23 protein-coding genes are annotated in these 25083 nt (G+C 67.9%); 10 read left to right on the top strand and 13 right to left on the bottom strand.

Annotated features, from left to right (window positions below):
- The 5 genes from AAC997_RS03405 to AAC997_RS03385 all read right to left on the bottom strand — a co-directional run.
- On the bottom strand, positions 1-2130 hold a 2130-nt coding region (locus AAC997_RS03405; protein WP_340644295.1), incomplete at its 3' end, for a helicase-related protein.
- 200 nt (positions 2131-2330) lie between these two features.
- Positions 2331-3464: an ABC transporter permease gene (locus AAC997_RS03400; protein ID WP_340644294.1), complete on the bottom strand. Its 1134-nt coding sequence runs from the start codon at positions 3462-3464 to the stop codon at positions 2331-2333.
- Positions 3461-4378, bottom strand: a complete 918-nt coding sequence (locus tag AAC997_RS03395; protein ID WP_340644293.1) for an ABC transporter ATP-binding protein — start codon at positions 4376-4378, stop codon at positions 3461-3463. Before AAC997_RS03395 ends, AAC997_RS03400 begins: the two co-directional genes overlap by 4 nt.
- Positions 4375-5346: an HlyD family efflux transporter periplasmic adaptor subunit gene (locus AAC997_RS03390; RefSeq protein WP_340644292.1), complete on the bottom strand. Its 972-nt coding sequence runs from the start codon at positions 5344-5346 to the stop codon at positions 4375-4377. The genes AAC997_RS03395 and AAC997_RS03390 overlap by 4 nt, the downstream gene beginning before the upstream one ends.
- Complete coding sequence (locus tag AAC997_RS03385; protein WP_340644291.1) at positions 5343-5972, bottom strand: TetR/AcrR family transcriptional regulator; 630 nt, start codon at positions 5970-5972, stop codon at positions 5343-5345. The genes AAC997_RS03390 and AAC997_RS03385 overlap by 4 nt, the downstream gene beginning before the upstream one ends.
- 148 nt (positions 5973-6120) lie before the next feature.
- Here AAC997_RS03385 and AAC997_RS03380 point away from each other — a divergent pair, with 148 nt between their 5' ends.
- Together AAC997_RS03380 and AAC997_RS03375 are read left to right on the top strand one after the other, a co-directional pair.
- Positions 6121-7926: a DUF4153 domain-containing protein gene (locus tag AAC997_RS03380; protein ID WP_340644290.1), complete on the top strand. Its 1806-nt coding sequence runs from the start codon at positions 6121-6123 to the stop codon at positions 7924-7926.
- Complete coding sequence (locus AAC997_RS03375) at positions 7923-8498, top strand: NUDIX domain-containing protein (RefSeq protein WP_340644289.1); 576 nt, start codon at positions 7923-7925, stop codon at positions 8496-8498. Before AAC997_RS03380 ends, AAC997_RS03375 begins: the two co-directional genes overlap by 4 nt.
- On the opposite strand, the gene AAC997_RS03370 is transcribed toward AAC997_RS03375, so the two are convergent.
- A complete protein-coding gene (locus AAC997_RS03370; protein ID WP_340644288.1) occupies positions 8495-11449 on the bottom strand; it encodes a TonB-dependent receptor in 2955 nt (984 codons plus the stop codon). The two genes, AAC997_RS03375 and AAC997_RS03370, sit on opposite strands and share 4 nt — an antisense overlap.
- A gap of 387 nt (positions 11450-11836) precedes the next feature.
- Here AAC997_RS03370 and rpmB point away from each other — a divergent pair, with 387 nt between their 5' ends.
- Positions 11837-12142 (top strand): 50S ribosomal protein L28, encoded by a 306-nt coding sequence (rpmB, locus tag AAC997_RS03365; protein ID WP_293497165.1) that lies wholly within the window; start codon positions 11837-11839, stop codon positions 12140-12142.
- 61 nt (positions 12143-12203) lie between these two features.
- On the opposite strand, the gene AAC997_RS03360 is transcribed toward rpmB, so the two are convergent.
- Genes AAC997_RS03360 through cobT form a run of 3 tightly spaced genes read right to left on the bottom strand, consistent with a single transcriptional unit; the run spans position 12204 to position 15877 of the window.
- Positions 12204-12950 carry a dienelactone hydrolase family protein gene (locus AAC997_RS03360; protein WP_340644287.1) on the bottom strand — a complete coding sequence of 249 codons (747 nt, stop codon included), beginning with the start codon at positions 12948-12950 and terminating at the stop codon, positions 12204-12206.
- Between the two features lie 12 nt (positions 12951-12962).
- Positions 12963-13928, bottom strand: a complete 966-nt coding sequence (locus AAC997_RS03355) for an esterase-like activity of phytase family protein (RefSeq protein ID WP_340644286.1) — start codon at positions 13926-13928, stop codon at positions 12963-12965.
- A complete protein-coding gene (gene cobT, locus AAC997_RS03350) occupies positions 13925-15877 on the bottom strand; it encodes a cobaltochelatase subunit CobT (RefSeq protein ID WP_340644285.1) in 1953 nt (650 codons plus the stop codon). Before cobT ends, AAC997_RS03355 begins: the two co-directional genes overlap by 4 nt.
- 138 nt (positions 15878-16015) lie before the next feature.
- Between cobT and AAC997_RS03345 the strand changes: the two genes are divergently transcribed.
- Together AAC997_RS03345 and AAC997_RS03340 are read left to right on the top strand one after the other, a co-directional pair.
- On the top strand, positions 16016-17254 hold the full coding sequence (locus AAC997_RS03345) for a hypothetical protein (RefSeq protein WP_340644284.1): 1239 nt from the start codon (positions 16016-16018) through the stop codon (positions 17252-17254).
- Positions 17255-17326: 72 nt separating this feature from the next.
- Positions 17327-17506 (top strand): DUF1328 domain-containing protein, encoded by a 180-nt coding sequence (locus AAC997_RS03340; RefSeq protein WP_215338773.1) that lies wholly within the window; start codon positions 17327-17329, stop codon positions 17504-17506.
- Between the two features lie 113 nt (positions 17507-17619).
- Here AAC997_RS03340 and cobS read toward each other — a convergent pair whose 3' ends face one another.
- Positions 17620-18624: a cobaltochelatase subunit CobS gene (gene cobS / locus AAC997_RS03335; RefSeq protein ID WP_340644283.1), complete on the bottom strand. Its 1005-nt coding sequence runs from the start codon at positions 18622-18624 to the stop codon at positions 17620-17622.
- 100 nt (positions 18625-18724) lie between these two features.
- On the opposite strand from cobS, the gene AAC997_RS03330 reads away from it, so the two are divergent.
- Entirely contained in the window at positions 18725-19597 is an 873-nt protein-coding gene (locus tag AAC997_RS03330; protein ID WP_340644282.1) for a TauD/TfdA family dioxygenase, read from the top strand.
- A gap of 69 nt (positions 19598-19666) precedes the next feature.
- Here the strand turns inward: AAC997_RS03330 and AAC997_RS03325 are convergent, their stop codons facing one another.
- Complete coding sequence (locus AAC997_RS03325; RefSeq protein ID WP_340644281.1) at positions 19667-20320, bottom strand: J domain-containing protein; 654 nt, start codon at positions 20318-20320, stop codon at positions 19667-19669.
- 52 nt (positions 20321-20372) lie between these two features.
- On the opposite strand from AAC997_RS03325, the gene AAC997_RS03320 reads away from it, so the two are divergent.
- The 4 genes from AAC997_RS03320 to AAC997_RS03305 are packed head-to-tail and all read left to right on the top strand — an operon-like array spanning position 20373 to position 24419.
- Positions 20373-20645 (top strand): BolA family protein, encoded by a 273-nt coding sequence (locus tag AAC997_RS03320; RefSeq protein ID WP_340644280.1) that lies wholly within the window; start codon positions 20373-20375, stop codon positions 20643-20645.
- A gap of 56 nt (positions 20646-20701) precedes the next feature.
- Positions 20702-21208 carry a 2Fe-2S iron-sulfur cluster-binding protein gene (locus AAC997_RS03315; protein WP_340644279.1) on the top strand — a complete coding sequence of 169 codons (507 nt, stop codon included), beginning with the start codon at positions 20702-20704 and terminating at the stop codon, positions 21206-21208.
- Positions 21205-22158, top strand: coding sequence for a xanthine dehydrogenase family protein subunit M (locus AAC997_RS03310; protein WP_340644278.1), 954 nt, complete (start codon positions 21205-21207; stop codon positions 22156-22158). Before AAC997_RS03315 ends, AAC997_RS03310 begins: the two co-directional genes overlap by 4 nt.
- A complete protein-coding gene (locus AAC997_RS03305) occupies positions 22155-24419 on the top strand; it encodes a xanthine dehydrogenase family protein molybdopterin-binding subunit (RefSeq protein WP_340644277.1) in 2265 nt (754 codons plus the stop codon). Before AAC997_RS03310 ends, AAC997_RS03305 begins: the two co-directional genes overlap by 4 nt.
- Before the next feature lie 82 nt (positions 24420-24501).
- Here the strand turns inward: AAC997_RS03305 and AAC997_RS03300 are convergent, their stop codons facing one another.
- On the bottom strand, positions 24502-24651 hold the full coding sequence (locus AAC997_RS03300; protein WP_340644276.1) for a hypothetical protein: 150 nt from the start codon (positions 24649-24651) through the stop codon (positions 24502-24504).
- 4 nt (positions 24652-24655) lie between these two features.
- A complete protein-coding gene (locus AAC997_RS03295; RefSeq protein WP_340644275.1) occupies positions 24656-25030 on the bottom strand; it encodes a response regulator in 375 nt (124 codons plus the stop codon).
- Positions 25031-25083 lie beyond the last annotated feature (53 nt).

Genomic DNA, 25083 nt, shown 5'->3' with positions numbered 1-25083 from the left:
GATGATGTGGGTGGGCGGGCGCCAGGCACGGTCGGCGAAGCCCTGCACGAAGCTCAGGGCGTCGGGCGCCAGCATCGCTGGCAGGTAAAGCGTGAAATGGCCCAGCCGCACCCCCAGGCCCTTGAGCGCGCGGCGCTCCACCTGGCTCAGCGCCTTGGTCTCGGCGTGAACTTGGAGGCGGTCCAGCACCCCGCCCGCCTCCAGCAGCCGATAGGCGAGGCCCCGGGCCAGGCCCTTGATCTGGCCCTCCGCCATGGCGGTCTCCAGCCGTCGCAGGACGCCCAGCCTCCGCACGGCCTCGGCGGCGAGGAAGGCCTCCAGCCGCCGCGTGGCGCGCTCGCGGGCGGCGGGATTGCCCAGCGCCCCCAGCAGGCGGACGCGGGGCGCAAAGGGCGAGCCGCCGGAGATGGCGCCCGTCGCCTGACCGCGCCACAGAACCATGCCGTTCGGCGTCAGGCTGAACGCCCCGTTCGCCTCGCCCGCCAGTTGGCCCAGCCGTTTGTTGATCTCGGGCCCTACCGCCAGGGTCGCCGCCGCGCGCAGGGCCTTCTCCTCCAGGATGGAGGCGCCGTGTTCGGCCTCGAAGGTGACGCCCTTCAGCTTGCCGACATAGTGGCCCTCGACGGTGACCGTGCCGTCCTCGGCCACGCCCGCCAGCATGTCCTCCCGCACCCGAAGGCCGCGCATCAGGGCGCTGGTCCGGCGGTCCACGAAGCGAGCCATCAGCTTCTCGTGCAAGGTGTCGGAAAGCTTGTCCTCCAGCACCCGCGTCTTGGCCTGCCAGGCGCCGGCGTCCGTCAGCCAGTCAGGACGGTTGGCGACATAGGCCAGGGTCCGCACGCTGGCCAGCCGCGCCGACAGCGTGTCGATTTCACCGTCGGTGCGGTCCAGGTGGCGGTACTGGCCGGCGATCCAGTCCTCCGGAATGCGTCGGTTACGGCTGGTGAGATACTCGAAGAAGTCCCGCGTCAGCCGCAGGTGCTCCTCGTGGCCCACCTTCCGGAAGTCCGGCGTCTGGCAGACGTCCCACAGTCGCGCCAGAGAGGGCTTGTCGCGGGCGCGGTCGGCGATGTCGGGGTCGCTGGCCAGCTGGCGCAGGGTCACCTCGTCCAGGCTTTCGGCCGAGGCCTTCAACACCTCGAATGTGGGCGGGGCGGCGAGCGACTTCATCAGGTTGGTCAGTGACGAGAAGTCGAGCTTGGCATTGCGCCACTCGGCCGCCGCAACGGGCTGGAACTGGTGTTCCTGCACCGCCTCCACCAGGTCGGCGTCCATGTCCTCGCACTCGCCAGTGACCCCGAAGGTGCCATCGGTGCGGAAGCGACCGGCGCGGCCGGCGATCTGGCCCACCTCCTGCGGGTGCAGGAAGCGGGTCCGCTTGCCGTCGAACTTGCGCAGGCCGGCGAAGGCTACGTGGTCGACGTCCATGTTCAGGCCCATGCCGATGGCGTCGGTGGCCACGAGGAAGTCCACCTCGCCGGACTGGTAGAGAGCGACCTGGGCGTTGCGGGTCCGGGGGCTCAAGCTGCCCATCACCACGGCGGCCCCGCCCCGCTGGCGGCGTATCAGCTCGGCGATGGCGTAGACCTGGTCGGCGGAGAAGGCGACCACGGCCGACCGTCGCGGCAGGCGAGTCAGCTTCTTGGGGCCTGCATAGGTCAGGCTCGAGAAGCGCTCACGGGTGACAATCTCTGCGCGCGGCAGCAGGCGGCGGATCAGCGGCGCCATGGTCCCTGCGCCCATCAGCATGGTCTCGTAGGTCCCCCGCGCGTGCAGCAGACGGTGGGTGAAGACGTGGCCGCGCTCGGGGTCGGCGCAGAGCTGGATCTCGTCCACCGCCAGGAATTCCACCTCGCGGCTCAGAGGCATGGCCTCGACGGTGCAGACGAAATAGACGGCCCGGGGCGGGACGATCTTCTCCTCGCCGGTGATCAGGGCCACCGAACGCGCGCCGCGCGCCTTGACGATGCGGTCGTAAATCTCCCGGGCCAGCAGCCGTAGCGGCAGGCCGATCATGCCCGAGGCGTGCCCCAGCATCCGCTCGACGGCGAGGTGGGTCTTGCCGGTGTTTGTCGGCCCCAGCACCGCAACAAGACGCGGTGGAGGCGCCCCGGTCGGGCGGTGACTCATGGCCTCAAGTTGGGGTGGGAATCGGCGTGCGGCAAGCGGCGCCGGAGGGTCTGCGACATGAAAGCCGATCTCCTCCTCTCCCCTTCCAAGGGGAGAGGGTAGGGTGAGGGGATCGTGCCGACACTCACCACCGGGACGGGCGGCCCCCCTCACCCTACCCTCTCCCCCCGAAAAGACGGGGGGAGAGGAGAAGTCCGCCGCTAGTCCAGCGTCCGCCGGTACCGCGCCATGGCCAGCGCCGTGACCACGCAGACGAAGGCCAGCAGGGCCGCCAGTTCGCGCCACATGTCCTCCAGGCCCTGGCCCTTCAGCAGGGCGCCGCGCACCACCCGCAGGAAGTGGGTGACCGGGATCACCTCGCCCAGCGCCTGCGCCCAGCCGGGCATGCCGCGGAACGGGAACATGAAGCCCGACAGCAGGATCGAGGGCAGGATGTAGAAGAAGCTCATCTGCATGGCCTGCAGCTGCGATTTCGCCACCGTGGAGATCAGGAAGCCGAGCGCCAGGGAGCCGACGATGAACAGGCTGATCCCGAAGCTCAGACCCAACCAGCCCCCCATCATCGGCACGTGGAACAGCAGCTTGGCGATGGTCAGGATGATGACCGTCTGAGCGACGCCCACCAGGACGTAGGGCGCCAGCTTGCCGATCATCACCTCTATCGGCTCGACGGGCGTGGCCAGCAGGCTCTCCATGGTGCCGCGCTCGGTCTCGCGGGTGACGCTGAGCGAGGTCATCATCACGAGCGTCATGGAGAGGATCACGCCCAGCAGGCCCGGCACGATGTTGTAGGCGGTGACGGCCTCGGGATTGTAGCGGCGGTGGACCACCACCTCGAAGGCCGGCTTGGCCTGGATTCTGGGCGCCAAGGCCCCCTTCAGGTCGCCGGTAAGCGCCTGGGTCGGCAGGGCGGCGAGGGCGGCGACGGCCGGACCGGTGGCCGAGGGATCGGTGGCGTCGGCCTCCACCAGGATTTGGGCCCTGTCGCCGCGCGCCACCCGCCGGGTGAAGTCGCCGGGGATTGTGATGGCGAACTGCACCTCGCCGCGGCGGATCAATTCGTCCAGCTCGGCGGGACTGCGCGCCTGGGCCACCAGGTCGAAATAGGCGCTGTTGTGCAGCCCCGACAGGATCGAGCGGGCGAAGACGCTGTCCTCCTGCACCAGTACGGCGGTGGGCAGGTGGCGGGGCTCGGAATTGATGGCGTAGCCGAACAGCAGCAACTGGAGCACCGGCAGGGCCAGGATCATGGCGTAGGTCAGCCGGTCGCGGGTGAGCTGCTTGAACTCCTTGAGCAGCACCGCCCAGACCCGGGTCGCGGAAAAGCCGCTCATCGGAAGTTGTCCTCCGCGCCTTCCATCAACTGGATGAAGACGTCCTCCAGGGTCGGCTCCACCTCGGTCCAGCGGAAGGGGTCGCGGCGATAGGGGACGATGGCCGCCTCGATGGCCGCACGGTCGGTCCCGCTGACGTGCAGGGCGGCGCCGAAGGGGGCGGCCATCTCGACGCCGGGCCGCTTGCCGATCTCGGCCGACAGCCGGTCGATCCCCGGCCCCTCGCCATTGAAGGTGACCAGGTGGGAACCGGCGATCACCTGATCGGCCGTGCCGCGCGCGATCAGCTTGCCATAGGCGATGTAAGCGATCTCATGGCAGCGCTCGGCCTCGTCCATGTAGTGGGTGGAAACCAGCACGGTCAGGCCCTCGGCGCTGAGCGCATGGATCTCATCCCAGAAGGTGCGGCGCGCCTTGGGATCGACCCCGGCGGTGGGCTCGTCCAACAGCAACAGCTTGGGCTCGTGCAGGGTGGCGGTGGCCAGCGCCAGCCGCTGCTTCCAACCGCCCGACAGCGTGCCGGCCAACTGCCTGCGCCGCTCGATCAGGCCCAGGCGTTCCAGGGCGTGATCCACCCGCGCCTTGCGACGATCCAGGTCGTGGACCCGGGCGGAGAACATCAGGTTCTCCTCCAAGGTCAGGTCCTCATAGAGGGAGAACTTCTGGGTCATGTAGCCGGTCTGGCGCTTGATGGCGTTGGCCTGGGCGATGATGTCCAGCCCCAGGCAGGTCCCGTCGCCGCTGTCGGGGGTGAGCAGGCCGCACAACATCCGCAGGGTGGTGGTCTTGCCCGACCCGTTGGGGCCGAGGAAACCGCAGATCCGGCCATTCTCCACCTGGATGGAAAAGTCCTGGACGACGTGCTTGTCGCCGAAGCTCTTGTTCAGGCCCTGGACATCGATGGCCAGTGTCACCGGACGGGCTCCAGGGGCGTCACGTCGACGGGCTGGCCGGGATTGAGCCGGGTGCTGGGCCTGGCCTCCACCATATAGACCAGCCGGTCGCGGGCCTCGCGGCTGTAGATGACCGGCGGGGTGAATTCCGGACGCGGGCTGACGAAGGTAATCCTGGCGCTCAGGCCCTTGGCGCAGCCGTCGCAGGCGAAGCGCACCACCGAGCCGATCCGATAGGCCGAGAGGCTTTGCTCGGGCACGAAGAACCGCAGCTTGATGCGGTCGTCGGGCAGCAGGGACAGCACGGGCTGGTTGGCGATGGACCATTCGCCCTGCTGGAAGAAGACCTCCTCTACGCGCGCGGCCGACGGCGCTATCGGCGCGAGGTCGGAGAGCCGGGCGTCGGCGACCGCGAGGCCGGCCTGGGCCTGGGCGACCCGGCTGTCGGCGGCCTCGACCTGGCCCTCGCGGGCGCCCAGGGCGGCGGCGTCGCGCTGCCGCTTGGCCGCTGTGAGCTGGGCGTTGGCGGTCTGCAGGGCGGCGCGGACGTCGTCCAGGCGGGCCGGAGCGTAAATGCCCTTGCGCACCAGGGGCTGGACTCGGCGCATGTCGGCCGCGGCGTCGCGGGCGCGGGCCTCTGCTGCGGCGATATTGGCGTCATAGACCGCGAGCTCGAGGGGCCGCAGGCCCTTGCGGGCGTCCTGGGCCTGGGCTTCAGCGGCGCCCAACTCAGCTTGGGCCTGCTGGCGCTGGGCGGCGAGCTGCTTGGGATCGACCACGAACAGCCGGTCGCCGGCCTTCACCCGGTCGCCGCGCTGGACATAGACCTGGGCCACCGCGCCCGACACCGGGGCGGCCAGATAGAGCGGCTCGCCCTCCACATAACCGGTGAGCACATTGGAGCGGGTCAGGCGGGGGATCAGGACCAGGGCCGCGATCAGGGCCGCCGCCGCCAGCAACAGGACGATGACGAGCAGGCGTTGTTTCATGGGACCATTCCCCGCAGCAGGGTCTCGACGTGTTGTTCCATCAGGACCGGAAGGTCGAAGGGCTCGGCGCCGATGGGGGTGAAGGTCTCGCGCCAGATCACGCCGACCAGCAGGGGCGAGATCAGTCCCGCCGCATAGTGGCGCGGGTCGCCGGGGCGAATCTCGCCGCGCGCCTGGGCCGCGGCGATGGCGGCGGAAACCCCGCCGAGGGCCGGGACGATCAGGCGGTCGTGCCAAACCCGCGCCAGCTCCGGGAAATTCCGCGCCTCGGCGATCACCATCTTGATGATGCCCCCGAGCGGCGTCGTGGAGGCGACCTGGGCCATCATCTGGGTGAAGGCCCGCGCCAGTTCGGGGAAGCTCTGCGGGTTCGCGGCGGCCAGGGCCGCGAGGTTGTGCAGGTTTGGGGCGACGCCTTGCTCCACCACGGCCTGGAAGATGTCCTCCTTGGTGGCGAAGTAGAGATAGATCGCGCCCTTGGAGACCCCGGCCCGGGCGGCGATGTCGTCCAGCCGCGCGGCGGCGAAACCCTTTTCCCCGAACACCTCGAAGGCCGCCGCGACGATCTCGTCGGGACGGTCAGCCTTGCGGCGCCGGAACTTGGGTTGGCCTGCGGGGAGGGGCATGAATTCTCTAAATAACTGACCGGTCAGTTATCAATATGCCCGGAGCCTAGATGTGGCAAGGCGTGCTTTTGTTCATCAATCAGCCAAGCTTGTTGGTCCCCGCCGTCCGTCATGCGACCGTGAGGCGACCAGGGGAGAGACCAGCATCATGTTCGCCGGAGAAACCGATCAGGTTGCGGCCTCGCGGCCGGTCGCCATCGCCCGAGTCGCCATCGGCTTCGCCCAAGGCCTGGCCCTCTACGGCCTGAACGAATGGGAGAAGCACGGTCTGGTTGACGGCGTCTCCTCGCCGCTGTTCTGCGCCTGCGCCATGTTGATCCTGTTCCTGCCGGTGGTGCTACTGGGCGGCCTGCGCACCCTGCGGACCCGGACCCTGATCGTCTGGGGCGCCATTGCCGCCGTCGTGGTGGCGGGACTCGGCGCCTATCATGGGACCATCGCCATCCCGACCGGCGCCGAGCACTGGCCCGGTCCGCCCCTGGTGATTTTCACCGCCGTGGGCCTGTTCATCGCCCATCACCTGGTGACCGGCGCCGACGCCGATCAGCGCTGGATCGCCAGCTATGACCGCTATTTCGACCAGGGCTGGAAGGACGGGGTTCGCTTGGCCATGGCCGTGCTGTTCGTCGGCGCCCTGTGGCTGCTGCTGTCCCTGGGCGGCGCCCTGTTCGACCTGATCGGTATCAAGTGGGTTGGCCAGACCATCAACAAGCCGTGGTTCGCCTTCCCCGCCACCACCACCTTCTTCGCGCTCGCCATCCACCTGACCGATGTCCGCGCCAGCCTGGTGCGCGGTATCAGAACGGTGGCGCTGACGCTGCTTTCCTGGCTGCTGCCCGTGATGGCGGTGATCGGAGCGGGCTTCCTGATCGCCTTGCCGTTCACCGGCCTGGCGCTGCTGTGGGACACGAAGAGCGCGGCGGGCATCCTGCTCTCCGCCGCAGCGGCCCTGATCGTCTTGCTCAACGCCGCCTACCAGGAAGGCGAAGGCGAGGGCCATCCGCCCGTGGCCCTGAAGTGGGCCGGCCGTATCACCGGCGTCATCATCGCGCCGCTCGTGGCCATCGCCGCCTATGGTCTGATCTTGCGCATCGGCCAGTACGGCCTGACACCCGACCGCATCTATGGCGCCGCCTGCACCCTCGTGGCGGTGGTCTATGCGGCGGGCTACGCGGCGGCTGTCTTCTGGCCTGGCCCTTGGCTGAAGCGGCTGGAGGTCACCAATGTGATCGCCGCCCACGTGGTGGTGGCCGTGCTGCTGGCCCTGTTCTCGCCCATCGCCAATCCCGGCCGGCTGTCGGTGAATGACCAGGTCGCACGTCTGGATCGAGGCGCCGTGACGCCCGAGAAATTCGACTACCTGTTCCTGCGCTTCGAGGCCGGAAAAGCTGGGATGGACGCCCTGCAGGCGCTGGCAGAGCGCAAGACCGGCCCCGACGCCGCCGAGATCGCAAGGCGAGCCAAGTCCGCCCTGGCCCGCAAGGCCCGGTACGGCGAGGCCACCACCTCGGTGGTGGAGCGCAAGGAGCTGGCCCGCGTCGCCGGCGGTGGCGCCTTCCCGGCCGGCTTCCTGGAGCAGAACTGGAAGAGCTACGAGGACCCGCTGCAGAACTGCGAGGCCGGCCGTCTGTGCGACGCCGTGGTGGCCGATCTGGATGGCGACGCCGCGCCGGAGGTGGTGGTCTTCGCCATGGGCGACCGGAGGGTCTATGGGCAGGACAAGGGCCTCTGGTCGAGGATCGGGACTCTGTCAGGATCCTACTGCGCCAAGGACGGCGAGGCCTTGAAGGCGGGCCGGTTCGCGGTCAACGCCGATCCCAAGCCCCTGGCTGATGTGGTGGTGGCGGGCCGGCGCCTGCGCGTCGTGCCCGACAACGACAACTGCCCTGACGGCACGGCGGGCGACGTCGCAGACGTGTCGGAGATCAAGCCCCCGCCGCCGGAGACCAAATGAGCGACCAGGTCCGCAACCTCGCCTTCCACACCCTCTCCGACGAGTGGGCGACCCTGAAGCGGGTGACCTTCGACTACCGCCGCAGCGACGGCGCCTGGGAGACTCAGGTCCGCCAAACCTACGACCGGGGCGACGGGGCGGTGATCCTGCCCTACGACCCCGATCGCGGCACGGTGCTGCTGACCCGGCAGTTCCGAATTCCGGCCTATGTCACGGGTCACGAGGAGCCGCTGATCGAGGCCGCCGCGGGCCTGCTGGACGCCGACGACCCGGAGACCGCCATCAGGCGTGAGGCCGAGGAGGAACTGGGCTACCGGTTCTCGGCCGTCACCCCGGTCTTCAAGGTCTATATGAGCCCCGGCAGCGTCACCGAGCAGCTCAGCTTCTTCACCGCCCACTATTCGCCGGCCGACAAGGTCGGCGCCGGCGGCGGCCACGCGGGCGAAGGCGAGGACATCGAGGTGTTGGAGTTTCCCCTCACCGAGGCCCTGCAGATGGTCAGGGACGGCGTCATCGTCGACGCCAAGACCATCATGCTGATCCAGCACCTGCTGTTGACGGAGCGCGCCTAGAACTTCGCGTTGATCCCCACGAAGAACCGTCGGCCCAGGATGTCGAAGGTCGAGGGGTCGGTGTTGGAGTTGGGGTAGCTGGTGAAGTAGGGCGGATCCCTGTCCGCGAGGTTATTGATACCGGCGCGCAAGGTGACCCGGTCGTCGACCTTCCATGACCCCGACAGGTCGAAGACGTCGTAGTCCGGCGTGTTGACCGCCGTGGGACTGAAGGTGGGCACGCTGCGGGCGTCGGTCATGGCCGCGATGTGCCGCCAGCGCAGGGTGGTCTTCACGGGTCCGGCGGTCCAGGTCGCCGACAGCACTGACTTCCAGTCCGGCAAGGCGCCGCCGGAGAGGTCGGCCCCGATGGTCCCGGCATAGTCGACGAAGGCCGCACTGGGCCGCGCCTGGCGCTCGAAGCTGTCGAGCTTGGTGACCACCAGGTTGAAGGCCAGCGCCCCGGCGCTCTCCGGAAGTCCCAGGTCGGCGAGATCGAAGGCCCAGTCCACCTGGGCGTCGATGCCCGATGTTTTCACCGAGGCGAGGTTCACCTGGGTCTGGGCGACGCCGGTGATCTGGCCCGAGGTCAGGCGGGTGAACTGCTGGCAGTAGAAGTTGGTGTTGAACAGGCCGGGGTTCGATCCATCGGCGTTGAAGCAGGAGGCCAGGATGGTCGGGACCCCGATTGTCCCCACCACGTCGGCCACCTCGATCTTGTAGTAGTCCAGGCTGATACTGAAGCGGCGCAGGAACGGCGCGTCCACGGCCGGCGACCAGACGGCGCCGGCCGTGAAGCTGTCGGCGGTTTCTTCGGTCAGGGCCGGATTGCCGCCGCCCACGATCTCCACCTGGGTGGAGGCCTGGTTGAAGGTGTCGATGATCGCCGTGGGCACGCCTTGCGACAGGCACAGCGTGCGGACCGCCGTGGCGCTGGCGCCGGTGCGGAAGGACGAGCGCACGTCGCACGGGTCGCCCGCCGTGGTGCCGGTCCCGGGCGAGCCGATGCCGACGAAGCCCAGGGACGCAGGCGAGAACAGCTCGGCGATGTTGGGCGCGCGGACGGCGCGCTGGTAGCCGCCGCGGATCAGCAGGCCTGACGCCGGTTTCCAGGTGAGGTCGGCCTTGTAGGCGCTGACCTGGCCGGTGGTGGAATAGTCGGAGACCCGGCCGCCCAGTGTCACGTCCAGGCTCTCGATCAGCGGCAGGTCGGCGAGCACTGGGACCAGCAGCTCGGCGTAGACCTCCTTGGAGGTGATGTCGCCGCTGACCGGGACCGCCGGGTTGAAGCCAACGATATCGGGCCCCCGCAGCAGCAGGTCGGGTGAATAGTCGAAGTCGTCCTTGCGATACTGGGCGCCGGCCGAAAACTTGAGCGCCCCCGCGGGCAGGTCGATCAGGCTACCGGTCGTGTAGCCCTCGACGACCGTCTGCTTGATGGTCGTCGAGTTGGTCACCTCGCGGGCGATATAGGCCGCGCAGCTGGGGCTGACCTTGGCTGCGCCGAAGATGTTGAAGCCGCCGCAGATGGCGACCCCGCCGTCAGGGGCGAAGGTGAGGGTGCGCATGGCCGCCCGGCTCACGTTCCCGAACTGGTCCTCGCTGTGGTCCATCTGGCCGTAGCTGGCATAGAGGTCCCATTTCCAATCCTTGATCGGCAGGGCTGCGCGCAGGCCGGCCACCACCTGGGTCGTCTCATAGGTGTTGTTGGAGAGCCGGCCGCCCACCTCGTTGAAGGCGCGGCGGGGATAGAAGGCCGCCGTTGGATCGGCGCGCGAGGCCAGCAGGGTCCGCAGGTCTGCGGGGATGAAGGGGTTGGTCACCGGGACCACGATGTCGGGGCCGGGGAAGGCGCCGTCGCTGGCCGATGCGGGGCCAAGCTGCCGCGAGACGTCGTAGGTCGTGTAGCCGGCCGTGCCATAGGCCTCGAGGTTGTCGGTCAGGTCGTAACGGCCCGAGGCGAACAGGCTCCAGCGTTCCAGGGGCAGGTTCAGGTAGCGGTAGGCGGCGCTGTTGAAGGTGTAGCTGGAGGGCGAGAAGCCTGCGCTGCGCACGCCCTTGTAGTTGTTCACCGGCGAGGTGGAGAACAGCGTCCCGTCGGCGTTGAACGACAGGCTCGTCCCGCGCGCCACCGTGCCGGGCGCGAAGCCATAGGCGCCGAACACCGCGTTCATCGCCGCCTGGCTGGGCAGGTTGGCCGCGCCGGCGGTATTCGAGGCCGGGTCGAACCGCCCGTCGGGAATTGTCGCCGCGCCCGACGGCGTCAGGCCGGTGGTGAGGATCGAATAGCCCACGGCCGACCAGTCGCGGTCGGAGGCCAGCAGGCCCTCGCGCTTGTCGTAGGTGGCGGCCACGGCAAGGTTGCCCCGCTCGAAGTTCTTGCCCCAGCCCACCGAGGCGGTCAGCTGACCGGCGTCGTTCCGCTCGGTGGCGCCGAACTGGGCGTCTACCTGCAGGCCCTCGAAATTGCGCTTCAGCTTGAAGTTCACCACGCCGGCGATGGCGTCGGAACCATAGACCGCAGACGCGCCTCCGGTGATGGTCTCCACCGAGTCCACCAGGAAGGTCGGCACGGTGTTCAGGTCCACGACGGCGTTGGGGTTGCCCGCCACCACCCGGCGTCCGTCGATCAGCACCAGGGTGCGGGTGGGTCCCAGGCCCCGCAGGTTGGCGTACGCCTGGCCCGGCGTGGTGACAAAGTTGGTGGTGTTGGTGCCCGAGCCGTTGGACGGCGTGAACTGCGGCAATTGGTTCAGGGTGTTCTCGATCGTCACCATGCCGACGGCGGCGATCTGCTCCTGTCCCACCGTGACAATGGGACTCTCCGACACATAGTCCTTGCGAGCGATGCGGCTCCCGGTGACCACGATCTCCGAAACCTCGGCGTCCTGGGCCAGGGCCGGGGCGGGATTGAGGGCCAGGAGGCCCGTCAGGGCGCTGGCGCACAGCAGGCCTGCTCGCATTGTCGTCATGTTCGACATCCCCACCGAAGCCCAAGCCTGATCCACCCACGCGGGTGATTTGCAGCCCAGGCTAGGCGAAGGCGCGCGTCGCCGCCACTGGCGCAGAATGAGCAGGTTAATGGAGGGGAGGAGCCGCCGGAACGTGGCCGCAACGAATCAGGACCGAATCAGTGACTCGGAGCGATTCGGGATTTGTTCCCTACAAGGTATTGTATCCCAAGGGTTTGCGGACACAAGACGGTCGAGGCGCGGTCAGGTTGGCGATGGGGTGGGAAAGTGCGATGAAGCGCCTTGAAGGGCGGCTCCGCCTTGACGCCGCCGCCTGCCTTCGACTATATCGCCCGCTCTCGCGCGGGTCCGCCCGCCGTCACTCTTTTCTCGCTTAGGTCTTAAGCCATGTCGCGTCGCTGCGAACTCACCGGTATCGGCCCCATGGTCGGCAACAATGTGAGCCACTCGAATATCAAGACGAAGCGCCGCTTCCTGCCGGCCCTGGCGCCCGCCAGCCTGCAGTCGGACGCCCTGGGTCAGACCTTCAAGCTGCGCATCTCCAATGCGGCCCGCCGCACCCTGGACTTCCGTGGCGGCCTGGACGTCTTCCTGGTCAAGGCCAAGGACGAGCAGCTCTCGCCCCGCGCCCTCAAGATCAAGCGCCAGCTGAAGGCCAAGCTCGCCGCGCAAGCGCCGGCCGCCGCCGCCTAGGCGCAGCGACCATCCAGATCTGGAAAAGGCCGGCGGTGACGCCGGCCTTTTTCTTTGTCCGCTATTTCAGCGTCGAGTCGAAAAGCGCGATCAGTTCGCGCCAGTGGCGCTCAGCGCCCTCGGGGTTGTGCACCGGCATGTCGGTGGGCACCCAGCCGTGCTTGCAGCCTTCCCAGATGGACACCTCGGCGTCGACGCCGGCCTCGCTCAGGGACTTGGTGAGCAGGGTGTTCTGGGCCTCGTCATAGCTGCGGTCCTCGATGGCCCCGGCCACCAGCACCTTGGCCCTGATCGCAGGCGCCAGGAGGTGGGGGCTGCGCGCGTCGTCGGTGGCCATGGCGCCGCCGTGGAAGGAAGCCGCCGCGCCGATGCGGTCGGGATAGGTCCCCGCCGCCCGCAGGGCGATGGAGCCGCCCATGCAGTAGCCGGTGATCCCCACCTTGCCCGGCTTGGCGGCCGGGTCCGCGTCGATGTAGTCGAGGCAGGCCTTCACGTCGGTCATCTGGCGACCGGCGCCGGTGCTGGCGCGCAGCTTGGCGAATAGCTCACCCGCCGCCTTGTCCCCCGCCCGGGCCGCAGCGATGTCCAGAGGCGGATAGGGGCCGGCGCGCCAGAACAGGTCGGGCAGCAGGACATAGTAACCGGCGGCGGCCAGGCGTTCGCCCATCTCGAAGAGGGCGGGGCGGATCGCGGGGGCGTCCATCGCGATGATGGCGGCGGGCCAGGGGCCGGCGCCTGAGTCGGGCTTGAAGACGAAGGCGCGCGCGTCGCCGTCCGGAGTGGGAAGGGCGATTTCGGACTGGCTCATAATGGCGCCTCGCTAATGCTTCGCGGGCTTCCAGTCGAAAGCCAGCAGGAAGGTCTTCTGGGAATTGGAAAAATTGTCGTCGGAAAGCAGATAGAATCGAGTCGCGCCGTCCCTGCCTGGAACGGCGGACACCCCCTCGATATTGTCGACGGTGAGGGGCTTGGCGAGGTCCAGCCGGGCGACTTCGCCGGTGGGGCCGAGAATCTTCAGGGTGATACGGCTGCCGCGCACCGGGTCCCAGGCGCGGAACAGCCAGGCGGTGTTTCCGCTGTCCAGCCGGTCGACCGCCACCACGCCGAACTCCGCCGGCTTTTCCAGGGTGGGTCCCTTCACGCAGGCCGCGCTGAGGCGGCAGGTCCAGGTCTCGCCGGAATCCTCACCGGCGGTGATGTAGCCATCGGGGCCGACGGCGGGATCGAAGGCCAGGGCCTCCATGCCCCCGTTGCCGGGGAAGGTCGCGCCCACGGGGGATGGGACCACGCGCGCAGCGCCGCCTTTCGCCGGATAGAGCAGGATGCGGTCGATGGCCTCGAAACTGACGAGGCGGTCGCCGTTGGGCATGACGGCCAGGCCCTCTGAGTCGGCTTCCTTCTTGCCCTGAAGAGGCTTGCCGTCCGGCCCGGTGAGGACGGTCAGCTTGCCGGGGCCGACACCAACCAGGCGACCTGCCTTATCCAGCAGGACGCGGCTTTCCAGCAGGTCGCCCTCGTCGCTCATGGAGACCAGCTTGCCATCCCGTGTCACCCGAAGATCCGACAGGCCATGGAAACGTGAGGTCTGGTCCGACGAGAGCACGAGGCCACCCGCATAGACGAAGTCGCCGATGCGGTCCTGTGCGAGGTCCGCCGGATTGAGCGGAACAGGTGTGGCGGTGATGGTGATCCCGGGACCCGCAGCCATCGGACCCTTGGGGAGGGTGGACGGTTGGGCGCAGGCGGCAAGCGCGGCGAGCGCGGCTCCCAGGATCAGTCGTTTCACGCCACGGCTCTCCGGACTTCCTTGAAGGTGGACCGCCGGGTAGCGCCGCCCTGGGGGCCTTGCGTGCTGGGCGGCGGGGCCAGCAGGCCCGCGGTCTTGCGGTTCGCCTTGCGCGGCTCCTCTTGGAAGAGCTCGGCCAGTTGATCGACGATAGCGCCGGCCAGCTGCTCGACGTCCACGATGGTCACGGCCCGGCGATAGTAGCGGGTCACGTCATGGCCGATGCCGATGGCGATCAGCTGCACGGGGCTCTTGTCCTGGATCTCGGCGATCACCTCGCGCAGGTGGCGCTCGAGGTAGTGGCCGGAGTTCACCGACAGGGTCGAATCATCCACCGGCGCGCCGTCGGAGATCACCATCAGGATGCGGCGAGCCTCCGTCCGGCCGATCAGCCGCTGGTGGGCCCACATGAGGGCCTCGCCGTCGATATTTTCCTTCAGCAGTCCCTCGCGCATCATCAGGCCGAGGTTGCGCTTGGCCCGGCGCCACGGGGCGTCTGCGGCCTTGTAGATGATGTGGCGCAGGTCGTTGAGGCGCCCCGGCTGGGCGGGCTTGCCGGCCTTCAGCCAGTCCTCGCGGCTGGCGCCGCCCTTCCAGGCCCGGGTGGTGAAGCCCAGAATCTCGGTCTTCACGCCGCAGCGTTCCAGGGTGCGAGCCAGGATGTCGGCGCAGACGGCGGCCACCATGATCGGGCGGCCGCGCATGGATCCGGAGTTGTCGATCAGGATGGTCACCACCGTGTCGCGGAACTCGGTGTCTTCCTCTTCCTTGAAGGCCAGCGAGGCGGTGGGGTCGGTGATCACCCGCGTCAGGCGGGCGACGTCCAGCAGCCCCTCCTCCAGGTCGAAGGTCCAGGAACGGTTCTGTTGAGCCATCAGCTTGCGCTGCAGCTTGTTAGCGAGGCGCGAGACCACGCTGGACAGGCTGGCGAGCTGCTGGTCGAGATAGGCCCGCAGCCGGGTCAGCTCCTCGAGATCGCACAGCTCCTCGGCCGCCACGATCTCGTCATTGGCGGTGGTGAAGACCTTGTAGGTCGGCGTCTTGGCGTCGCCCTTTGGGTCGGGCCGCGCGGGCTGGTCGCCCTCGCCCATCTCCGGCTGCTCGTCAGAGTCTTCGGCGTTGGGATCATCCTCGGCCTGCATCATCTGGCTGTCGGCGTCCTCGCTTTCGCTGTGGGTCGCCTCGCTGTCGTCCATGGAGGCCTGCTGCGGGGATTGCCCCTCGCCGTCGCCTTCGTCCCCGTCCTCGGCCGCCTCGGCCTCACCTTCGTCGCCGTCCTCGTCGTCCTGATCGGCCTGGTCGGGCGCGTCGGACAGGTCATCGCCCATGGAGAGGTCGCGCAGGATGGTGCGCGCCATCTTGGCGTAGGCCTTCTGGTCGTCGAGCTTGTCGATCAGCTTGTCGAGATCGGCGCCAGCGCGGGCCTCGATCTCGTCGCGAAACATGTCCACCAGCAGCTTGGCGTTCGGCGGCGACTCAACGCCGGTCAGCCGCTCACGGGCCATCAAGGCGACGATCTCGGCCATCGGCGGATTGGCCTGGGCGTCGACGGGATTGAAGGGGCGCTTGAGCCAGGCCTGCTCGTGCACGACCTTCAGGTTCTCGCGCACCCCGCCCAGCGCATTGGAGCCGATGGACTCGATGCGGACCTGTTCCAGGGCGTCATAGGCCGGCGCGCCCAGCGCGGAGCCGGGACGGGTCTTGGCGTGGATCTGGGCGTCATGGTGCGAGATGCGCAGGGCCATCTGGTCGGCCAGCCCGCGGATGCGCGCGGCGTCCATCGGCGTCAGGTCGCGGGGCGGGTGCGGCAAGACCGCGCGATTGCCCGACAGCACGGGGCCTTCACCGGAGTAGACGATCTCCAGGTCGGGTGACTCGGCCAGGGAGCGCGCAGCGTTGGCGAGGGCGCGTTTAAAGGGCTCGAGCGGGCTTTCCGGGTTCTTGGCCATGGTCAGCTTCCATAGCGCGTCGGGGCGAACCGAGGAAAGTCCTGGTTGGCGCCGCGGCCAAAACACCCAGGCCCGTTTCACCATCCCTTTACAGTTTAAGCGCCTCGGTCGTTCCGAGAAGAAAACGGAGTGACGACGGTGACGGCGGTTGCGTGTCTGAGAGTGGCGGTCGATGCGGAGAAGACCGGGCTGAAGCCCGCCGTGCTCGGGCCGCTAGTCGCCAAGTTCGCGGGCCTCTATCTGGAGGGGAAATGGCAGTGGCCGCGGCAGTTCGCGCCCCTGACGCACTACTCGTTCCTGCTGACCGACCCGCGCGCCGATGAACTTGATGTCCAAGAGCTGGCCCGGCTGGGGGACGACCTGCAGATCAAGCTGTTCGGCGAAGGTGACGACGACGCTGGCAAGGTCGGCCTGCTGCTGTTCGAGGGCTCGGCCGAGGCGGTGCAGGCCTTCGCAGCCCTCGACAACGCGGCCGTCAGCGCAGCCCTGCTTGATCCCTCTCTGCTGCCTCCGGGGGGCAGGCTGAGCCGCGTCGAGGTGACCGATGCTGAACCCGGCGACAAACCCGCCTTGCCGATAGGCGCCTCGACGGGGCCGGTATGGGTGACCCAACAGGCTGCTCTGGAGGACATCGCCGAGGCCGGCGCCAACCAGCCGATGCCGCATCTCGAAGGCGTCCAGGGCATCTACTTCACTCTGCGCAGCGTCTTTGTCGGCGATGTGGTGAGTTCCACTCCCGGGACCCTGAGGACGCATCTCAGCCTCGTCGAAGGCGACGAGCATATGCCCGCCGATCCTCAGGCCTTCGACGCGGACTGTTTGGCCTTGGCCTCGCGAATGCTGGCCGGGCCAGGACCTCGCTCGATGCTCTACCTGCCCATCTGCTACTCCAACATCGTCCGCGCCTCCCAGCGCGCGGTCTATGAAGAGATGCTGGCGACCCTGCCTCAAACCGCCAAGGGGCAGCTGGCGGCCGCGGTCTATGATGTGCCGCGCGATCCGGCGTTTACTGCACTGGCCACCATCCGGTCGATGCTGTCGAAGTACGTCACCAATATCGACCTTCGCACCGAGGATCCCGGTTTCGAGGTGGAGAAGCTGCCACCTCACGCGGTGACCAGCGTGACCCTGGTTCTGCCGAACGGCGACCAGCGGGCCCGATTGGCCGTGCTGCGGCGCTTCGCCGAGCGGCTGGGTCTCTATCGGAAGAAGCAAATCTGGGCGGCGGTCACCAATGTGCGCAACCGCATCGAACTGGAGGCCTGCATCGCGGCGCATGTGCCCTTCGTGACCGGTCCGGGGGTCTGCCGTCTTCAGACCACGCCGGTGGGCGGCCGGATGCAGCCGCCCGACACATTGCCGCTACTGGCGGCCTAACCGCGCCAGGAACGCGAGCGCTGAGCCCGCGTTACCAGCAAAGACCTTGGATGTCTTTGGCTGGAGTTCGACATGTTGAAATGGGCCCTGATTTTCGCGGTGGTCGCCTTGATCGCCGGTGCGCTTGGTTTCACCGGCATGGCTGGTGCGGCGGCGGGTATCGCCAAACTGCTGTTCTTCGTCGCCGTGATCGGCTTCGTGCTGTTCCTGGCGCTGGGCGCCTTCGTCGGCAAGAAGATAAGCGGCGGCTGAGCCACCGCTGAAAACTGAGACGGACAAGGGCGCGGAGTCACCTCCGCGCCCTTTCTGATTCCGAGCGTGTCGCGTGCGCCAGTAGACGGCCTTGGCCTGTTGGCGGGCGGCTCCTAGGCCACCCGCACCCTGGCCGTGGATTCCGGCAGATCCTGGCCGAAGGCGCGCTGGAAGAACTCGGCGACCGTGCCGCGCTCCAGCTCGTCGCACTTGTTCAGGAAGGTCATCCGGAAGCCGAGCGCGATGTCGCCACCGAAGATCTCGGTGTTCTGCGCCCAGGTGATCACCGTCCGCGGGCTCATGACCGTCGAGATGTCGCCGTTCATGAAGGCGTTCCGCGTCATGTCGGCGACCCGGACCATGGCGCTGATCGTGCGCTTGCCCTCGGTGTTGTTGTAGTGCGGCGCCTTGGACAGCACGATCTCGGCTTCCACGTCGTGGGCCAGATAGTTCAGCGTCGTCACGATCGACCAGCGGTCCATCTGACCTTGGTTGATCTGCTGGGTGCCGTGATAGAGGCCGGTGGTGTCGCCCAGACCGATGGTGTTGGTCGTGGAGAAGAGCCGGAAGAACGGATTGGGCCGGATCACGCGGTTCTGGTCCAGCAGGGTCAGCTTGCCCTGGGCTTCCAGGATGCGCTGGATCACGAACATCACGTCCGGACGGCCGGCGTCGTACTCGTCGAACACCAGGGCCACCGGCCGCTGGATCGACCAGGGCAGGATACCCTCGCGGAATTCCGTGATTTGCTTGCCGTCCTTCAGGACGATGGCGTCCTTGCCGACCAGATCGATCCGGCTGACGTGGCTGTCCAGGTTGACCCGGATCAGCGGCCAGTTGAGGCGCGCGGCGACCTGTTCGATGTGGGTCGACTTGCCGGTGCCGTGATAGCCCTGGACCATCACGCGGCGGTCGAAGGCGAAGCCCGCGCAGATCGCCCGGGTGGTTTCGGGATCGAACTTGTAGGAAGGATCGAGGTCCGGCACGTGACTGTCGCGCTCGCTGAAGGCGGGCACGGTCATGTCGATATCCACACCAAAGGCTTCGCGGACCGAGACCTTCTTGTCCGGGACCAGGGTGAGGAGCTTGTCGTCTTGATTTTCAGCGAACGAGGTCATGGTCCGGTTCGATTTCAGGCTTACGCATGCGAAGCAAACGTGTGTTTGATGAGGGCAGTCCCTGCGACCCATACCGGAATGACGAAGGGAGCGTCCACCCATGTTGAAGCAGGCCACACGGTCTTATCGCGCGATCCAGGTCTTCGCCTCGGAGGAGGGCTTCGGCGCCGAGATCGTCGGCGTCGACCTTTCCCGCCCGCTTTCCCCAGAGGCCCGCGAGGAAATTCGCGCCGCCTGGGCCCGCCATTCGGTGGTGAGCTTCCCCGACCAGCCGCTCGGCCTGGACGAACTGGAGGCCTTCACCCTGCAGATGGGAAAATTCGGGGTCGACCCGTTCATCGCCCCCATGCCGGGCCACCCCAATGTGCTGGAGCTGCGCCGGGAGCCTGACGAGAAGGCGACGAACTTCGGCGCGGGCTGGCATTCCGACTGGAGCTTTCAGGAGAAGCCGCCGGCCGCCACCCTGCTGCATTCCAAGGTGGTCCCACCGGTCGGGGGCGACACCCTCTTCGCCGACTGCGCCAGCGCCTATGACGCCCTGTCGCCGGCCATGCAGGCGATGCTGGCGCCGCTGAAGGCGGTCCACTCCGCCGGCCGCGCCTACGGGACCAAGGGGGTCTTCGCCCGCGAGACCGAAAAGCGGACCATGGAGATCATCGTCTCCGAGGCGGCCGACGAGAGCCTGACCCATCCCCTGGTGCGGACCCATCCGGTCACCGGCCGCAAGGCGCTGTTCGTCAGCCCGGTTTACACGGTCGGCATCGCGGGCTTCGAGGCGAAGGAGGCCCAGGCCATCCTGGGATTCCTGTTCGCGCATATCACCCAGGAGCGGTTCATCTACCGCCACAAATGGCGGCCCAACATGCTGCTGATGTGGGACAATCGCTGCACGGTCCACCTGGCCGAGGGCGGTTATGATGGCCACCTGCGCCTGATGCACCGCACGACGGTGGCGGGCGACACGCCGGCCTGAGGCGGCGCTAAACTTTTGAATTGGAGCTCGATTCAGCGTTCAGTCGATTCCGCCTGATCGCATCGCGCTCTACGCCATCTTGGCCTTGCGAAGCTGCTGGTAGGCCTTGATGACCCGCTGCAGCTTGTGCTCGGCCGAACGGTCGCCCCCGTTGGAGTCAGGGTGTGTCCGCTTCACCAACTCGATGTAGCGGGCGCGGATCGTCGGGCCGTCGGCGTTCTCGTCGAGATCCAGGTCGGCGAGGGCATTACGCTCGAGCTTGCCCAGGCGCCGGGCCTCCGGCGCATTGGCCGGCCGGGCGCCGCCATTGCCGCTGCCGAACAGGTTGAAGGGGTCGCGGTAGCCCTTGCCCTGGCCGAAGCCATGGGCCGCGGCGGCGGCCTCGCGAGAGAATCGGCCGGCCTTGAAATCCCAGGTCGGACGGTCGCCCTGGGCGCTCTGAGCCTGGCGCTGCTTGATCTCGCCCTCGCTCATGCCGGCGAAGAAGTTCCAGTTGCGGTTATATTCCGCCGCGTGCGGCTGACAGAACCAGTAGTGCTCGTTCAGCATGTCGCGGGATTTCGGCGCGCGCGCGCTGCCGGCCAGCCGGCATCCCGGATGGTCGCAAGCCCGTTCCCCGGGCTTCAGCGCATAGACGTCGTCGGTCTGCGCCGCCTCCCCAGGGGTCGGCGGGCGCACCCGGATATCGACGAACTTAGGCTTGTATTGAAACGCGCCGGCCATGACCCAAGTATGAAGCGGTCTGAGACCCTTTCAAGAATTGAAGATTATCCAAATGGGCGCCATATTTGAGGCCATCCAACACAAGCTCACCGAAGCGTTCTCGCCCACCCGTCTGGAAATCGAAGACGATTCCGCCCGCCACGCGGGTCATGCGGGGGCCAGCGCCTCGGGCGAGAGCCATTTTAATGTAGTTATTCAAGCCCAGGCCTTCGAGGGCGCCCCAAAGGTGGCGCGGCAACGGATGGTCTACCGGACATTGGCCGAGGAGCTGGCAGGTCCCCTGCATGCGCTTTCGGTAAAAGCCCTCGCTCCCGGCGAGGACTAATCTGACTTTCGAATAGGCGCCGCTGACCAAGGCGGCCCCGCGCTGGGGAGGCGTGCTTGAAGACGACCATCACCGTAAACGGGCAAGCCAGGTCGCTTGACCTCGACACCCGCACCAGTCTGCTCGACGCTCTGCGCGAGCATTTGAACCTCAAAGGCTCCAAGAAGGGCTGCGACCACGGACAGTGCGGCGCCTGCACCGTCCTGGTGAACGGGGTGCGGATCAATTCCTGCCTCAGCCTGGCCGTCATGCACGACGGGGACGAGGTCACCACCATCGAAGGCATCGGGGGCGAAGAAAACCTGCATCCGATGCAGCAGGCCTTCCTGGTTCAGGACGCCTTCCAGTGCGGCTACTGCACGCCGGGTCAGATCTGCTCGGCGGTGGGCATGCTGAAGGAGGCCGCGCAGAACTGGCCCAGCCAGGCCAGCGAGGACCTCACCGGCGCCATCGCGCTGACCGACGCCGAAATCCGGGAACGCATGAGCGGGAACATCTGCCGCTGCTCGGCCTATCCCCAGATCATCGCGGCCATCCGCGATGTGGCGGGAGACGTGGCATGAGGCCCTTCACCTACGAGCGTCCAACCGACGTGGCCGCCGCCGTGAAGGCCGTGGCCGCCACCCCAGGGGCCAAGTTCCTGGCCGGCGGCACCAACCTGCTCGATTTGATGAAGCTCGACATCGAGCAGCCGACCCATCTGGTGGACGTCAACCGCCTGCCTCTGTCGGGGATCGAGGACACGCCCGAGGGGGGCCTGCGAATCGGCGCGATGGTCACCAACAGCCACCTGGCCGCCGACGCCCGCGTCCGTCAGCGCTACTCGGTCCTGACCCAGGCCATCGTGTCCGGCGGTTCGGGCCAGCTGCGCAACAAGGCCACCACCGGCGGCAACCTGCTGCAACGGACCCGCTGCGCCTATTTCTACGACCCCTCCAAACCCTGCAACAAGCGTCACCCCGGTTCCGGCTGCAGCGCCATCGATGGCTTGAACCGCAACAGCGCGATCTTCGGCGCCAGCGACGCCTGCATCGCCACCCATCCCTCCGACATGGCCGTGGCCCTTACAGCTCTGGGCGCCCAGCTCGAGACCATGACCGCCGACGGCGCGACCCGCACCCTGGCGGTCGCCGACCTGCACCGCCTGCCGGGCGACACCCCGGAGATCGAGACAAACCTGGCGTCTGGTGAGCTGATCACCGCTGTCGTCCTGTCCCCGGCTCCGGCCGGTGGTCAGGTCTATCGCAAGGCCCGCGACCGGGCGGCATACGCCGGTGGCCTGGCCAGCGTCGCGGTGGTGGGACAGCAGGTCGCCTTCGGCGCCGTGGCTCACAAGCCCTGGCGCGCGGAGAGGACCGAGGGGGCGCTGAAGTCCGGGGCGGGTGCGGTCGAGGCCGCCCACGCCGAACTGGCGGGCGCTCAGGACAACGGCAAGAACGGCTTCAAGATCGCCCTGGTGGCCCGCATGACCGCGGACGCCCTGAGGCAGGCCAGTGAAGGGAGAGGCGCATGAGCTCGGTCAAGGATTGGGCGGCCCCGAACCCCGTCACGGAAAACCGCAGCGGCATCATCGGCAAGGGCGTCGACCGCTACGAGGGCAAGTTGAAGGTCACCGGCACGGCGGCCTACGCCTATGAAGTCGAACCGCCCTCACCGCCGGCCTATGGCTACCTGCTGGCCGCCACCATCGCGCGCGGCCGCATCACCGCCATCGACACCGGCGCCGCGGAGACCTCGCCCGGCGTGAAGCTGGTCTGGACCCACCTCAACGTGCCGGCCCAGGCGCGCCGGGGCGAGCGGATCAATCCCCGCAGCCAGCGGCCCTCCAACCCGGCCCTGGCCTCCGACCGCATCGAGTTCTTCGGCCAGCCGGTGGCCTTCGTCGCCGCCGACACCTGGGAGAATGCGCGGGCCGCCGCCAATTTGGTCCAGGTGAGCTATGCCGCTGAGCCCGCCGTCCTCGACTTCCGCGCCAGCCTCGAGACGGCCGAGATGCCGCATGGCGAGGAAGACGTGCTGATCGGGGACTTCGAAGGCGCCTACGCCAAGGCCCCGGCGCAGATCGACGAGACCTATTTCAGCCCCCTGCAGAACCACGTGCAGATGGAGCCCTGCGCCACCACCGCCTGGTGGGAGGGCGACAAGGTCACCGTTCACACCTCGATCCAGATGGTGAAGGGCGGCCAGCACTCGCTCGCCGAGACCCTCGCCATCCCGTCGGATCGGGTTCACCTGCTGACCCGCTATATCGGTGGTGGCTTCGGCGGCAAGGGCCAGGCCTATGACGATCTGGTGCTGGCGGCGCTCGGCGCCCAGGCGCTGGGGCAGCCGGTGAAGCTCGCCTACACCCGCCAGCAGATGTTCCAGGCCACCATCCACCGGCCTGCGGTCAGCATGCGCGTGCGGCTGGGCGCGGAGCCCGACGGGCGCCTGAACGCGTTCGCCGTGGAGGCCGTCACCCACTGCGCCCGCAGCGCGCCCTTCGTGGAGCATGCGGCCAACTTCTCCCGCAACCTCTACGCCGCCCCCAACCGACTCACCGGCCACCGGCTGGTGAAGATGGACATCCCCCACGCCGGCCCCATGCGGGCGCCGGGCGAGGCCTCGGGCATGCTCAGCCTGGAATGCGCCATGGACGAGCTGGCTGAGAAGCTGGGGATCGACCCCATCGAGCTGCGCCTGCGCAACGAGCCCGAGGTGGACCCGGAGACCGGCAAGCCGTTCTCCATCCGTCAGCTTACGGAATGCCTGAACACCGGCGCCCAGCGCTTCGGGTGGAGCCGCCGCAATCCCAAGCCGGGTCAGGTGCGCGACGGCCGCTGGCTGGTGGGCATGGGCATGGCCGCGGCGATCCGGGGCAACTTCCTGCTGCCGGCCAAGGCGGGCGTGCGGATCGACGGAACCGGGGTCGTCACCCTGCGCCAGGGCATGACCGACATCGGCACCGGCACCTATACGATCCTCGCCCAGATCACCGCCGAGACCATGGGCGTCACCATGGATCAGGTGAAGATCGAGTTGGGGGATTCCGAGTTCCCGCCGGCCCCCGGCTCCGGCGGTCAGTTCGGGGCGGCCACGGCCGGTTCGGCGGCCTTCGAGGCCAATATGAACCTGCGCAAGGCCCTGGCCGAACTGGCCATCGGCGATCCCAACTCGCCGCTCTATGGCGGGGACCCGACCTACGTCACCTTCGGCAACGGCAATATCGCCATCGAGAACCGCTCGGAGAGTCTGGCGACCCTGGTCTCCCGCGCCGCGCCGGAGGGCGTCTATGTGGAGGGCTCCATCAGCCCCGCCGCCGACGCCCGCGACTATTCCCAGCACACCTATGGCGGCCACTTCGCCGAGGTCGGCGTCGATACGGTCACCGGCGAGGTGCGCATGCGCAAGATGTTCGGAGTGTTCGCCGCCGGCCGCATTCTCAACGCCAAGACCGCCAAGAGCCAGGTGACGGGCGGCATGATCTGGGGCGTCGGCACGGCGCTGACCGAGGGCAACGTGGTGGACAACCGCTACGGCTCGTTCATCAACCAGGACATGGCCGGCTACCTGGTGCCGACCCATGCCGACATCGTCGACCTGGACGCCATCTTCCTGGACGAGGCCGACGACAAGGCCAATCCGATGGGGATCAAGGGTGTGGGGGAACTGGGCATCTGCGGCGCCGGCGCGGCGGTGGCCAACGCCATCTACAACGCCTGCGGCGTACGCCTGCGGGACTTCCCGATGACCCCGGACAAGGTGCTGGAAGGCCTGATGGCCAAGGGGCTGTAATCTCAAAGAAGTAGAGCGCGCCAGACGGGTTAACCGGCTTCCACTTAACCCTGGCGACTCTAGGCCCCTTGCGCCTCGGCGGTCACTTGCTTCGGTTGAGGTAGGTGACCGCCAGGGCCGCCGCGCAGCCCAGGAACAGGATGCCGGCGATCACCCGGATCGCGTCGATCAGGAAGCCTGCGATCGCCGCAGCGACCATGACAGCGAGGAAGATGCCAGCCCAGCGCGCCATGGTGCTAACCGACCTTGGCGCGGAGTTCGCCCAGGATGCGAGCTAGGTCGGCCTCGCGGAACGGCTTCTGCAGAACCGGTGAACCCTTGTCGACGTCGCGCAGCCCCGCATCGCCATAGCCGGTGGCGAAGGCGAAGGGCGCGCCCTTGGACCGGAGGACGTCAGCAAGGGGGAAAATCGGTTGGCCGCCGAGGTTCACATCCAGCACGGCGCAGTCGATCTCTTCGCTCTCGGTGAGCGCCATGGCTTCGTCCAGCCGGGCGGCGGGACCGACGACAATACAGCCGAGATCGGTGAGCATGTCCTCGATCAGCATCGAGACCATCATCTCGTCCTCCACGACGAGGACACGCAGGCCGGCGAGATCGGGGGCGCTCATAGCCAAGGCTCCAGCAGGTTCATCGACTATCCATAAGCCACTGCGGACTCGGC

Origin of the sequence: Phenylobacterium sp., from assembly GCF_037968635.1 — a bacterium.
Classification (GTDB): Bacteria; Pseudomonadota; Alphaproteobacteria; order Caulobacterales; family Caulobacteraceae; genus Phenylobacterium.
The sequence above is the reverse complement of the archived record's forward strand: the minus strand, read 5'-3'. Positions and strand labels throughout refer to the sequence as shown.

Coding starts and splice junctions, on each gene's coding strand:
- cobT (WP_340644285.1), bottom strand. CDS start 15,877: ATGGCCAAGAACCCGGAAAGCCCGCTCGAGCCCTTTAAACGCGCCCTC.
- AAC997_RS03400 (WP_340644294.1), bottom strand. CDS start 3,464: ATGAGCGGCTTTTCCGCGACCCGGGTCTGGGCGGTGCTGCTCAAGGAG.
- AAC997_RS03325 (WP_340644281.1), bottom strand. CDS start 20,320: ATGGCCGGCGCGTTTCAATACAAGCCTAAGTTCGTCGATATCCGGGTG.
- AAC997_RS03375 (WP_340644289.1), top strand. CDS start 7,923: ATGAGCGACCAGGTCCGCAACCTCGCCTTCCACACCCTCTCCGACGAG.
- AAC997_RS03340 (WP_215338773.1), top strand. CDS start 17,327: ATGTTGAAATGGGCCCTGATTTTCGCGGTGGTCGCCTTGATCGCCGGT.
- AAC997_RS03360 (WP_340644287.1), bottom strand. CDS start 12,950: ATGAGCCAGTCCGAAATCGCCCTTCCCACTCCGGACGGCGACGCGCGC.
- AAC997_RS03320 (WP_340644280.1), top strand. CDS start 20,373: ATGGGCGCCATATTTGAGGCCATCCAACACAAGCTCACCGAAGCGTTC.
- AAC997_RS03305 (WP_340644277.1), top strand. CDS start 22,155: ATGAGCTCGGTCAAGGATTGGGCGGCCCCGAACCCCGTCACGGAAAAC.
- AAC997_RS03300 (WP_340644276.1), bottom strand. CDS start 24,651: ATGGCGCGCTGGGCTGGCATCTTCCTCGCTGTCATGGTCGCTGCGGCG.
- AAC997_RS03295 (WP_340644275.1), bottom strand. CDS start 25,030: ATGAGCGCCCCCGATCTCGCCGGCCTGCGTGTCCTCGTCGTGGAGGAC.
- AAC997_RS03310 (WP_340644278.1), top strand. CDS start 21,205: ATGAGGCCCTTCACCTACGAGCGTCCAACCGACGTGGCCGCCGCCGTG.
- AAC997_RS03390 (WP_340644292.1), bottom strand. CDS start 5,346: ATGAAACAACGCCTGCTCGTCATCGTCCTGTTGCTGGCGGCGGCGGCC.
- AAC997_RS03380 (WP_340644290.1), top strand. CDS start 6,121: ATGTTCGCCGGAGAAACCGATCAGGTTGCGGCCTCGCGGCCGGTCGCC.
- AAC997_RS03385 (WP_340644291.1), bottom strand. CDS start 5,972: ATGCCCCTCCCCGCAGGCCAACCCAAGTTCCGGCGCCGCAAGGCTGAC.
- cobS (WP_340644283.1), bottom strand. CDS start 18,624: ATGACCTCGTTCGCTGAAAATCAAGACGACAAGCTCCTCACCCTGGTC.
- AAC997_RS03330 (WP_340644282.1), top strand. CDS start 18,725: ATGTTGAAGCAGGCCACACGGTCTTATCGCGCGATCCAGGTCTTCGCC.
- AAC997_RS03370 (WP_340644288.1), bottom strand. CDS start 11,449: ATGACGACAATGCGAGCAGGCCTGCTGTGCGCCAGCGCCCTGACGGGC.
- rpmB (WP_293497165.1), top strand. CDS start 11,837: ATGTCGCGTCGCTGCGAACTCACCGGTATCGGCCCCATGGTCGGCAAC.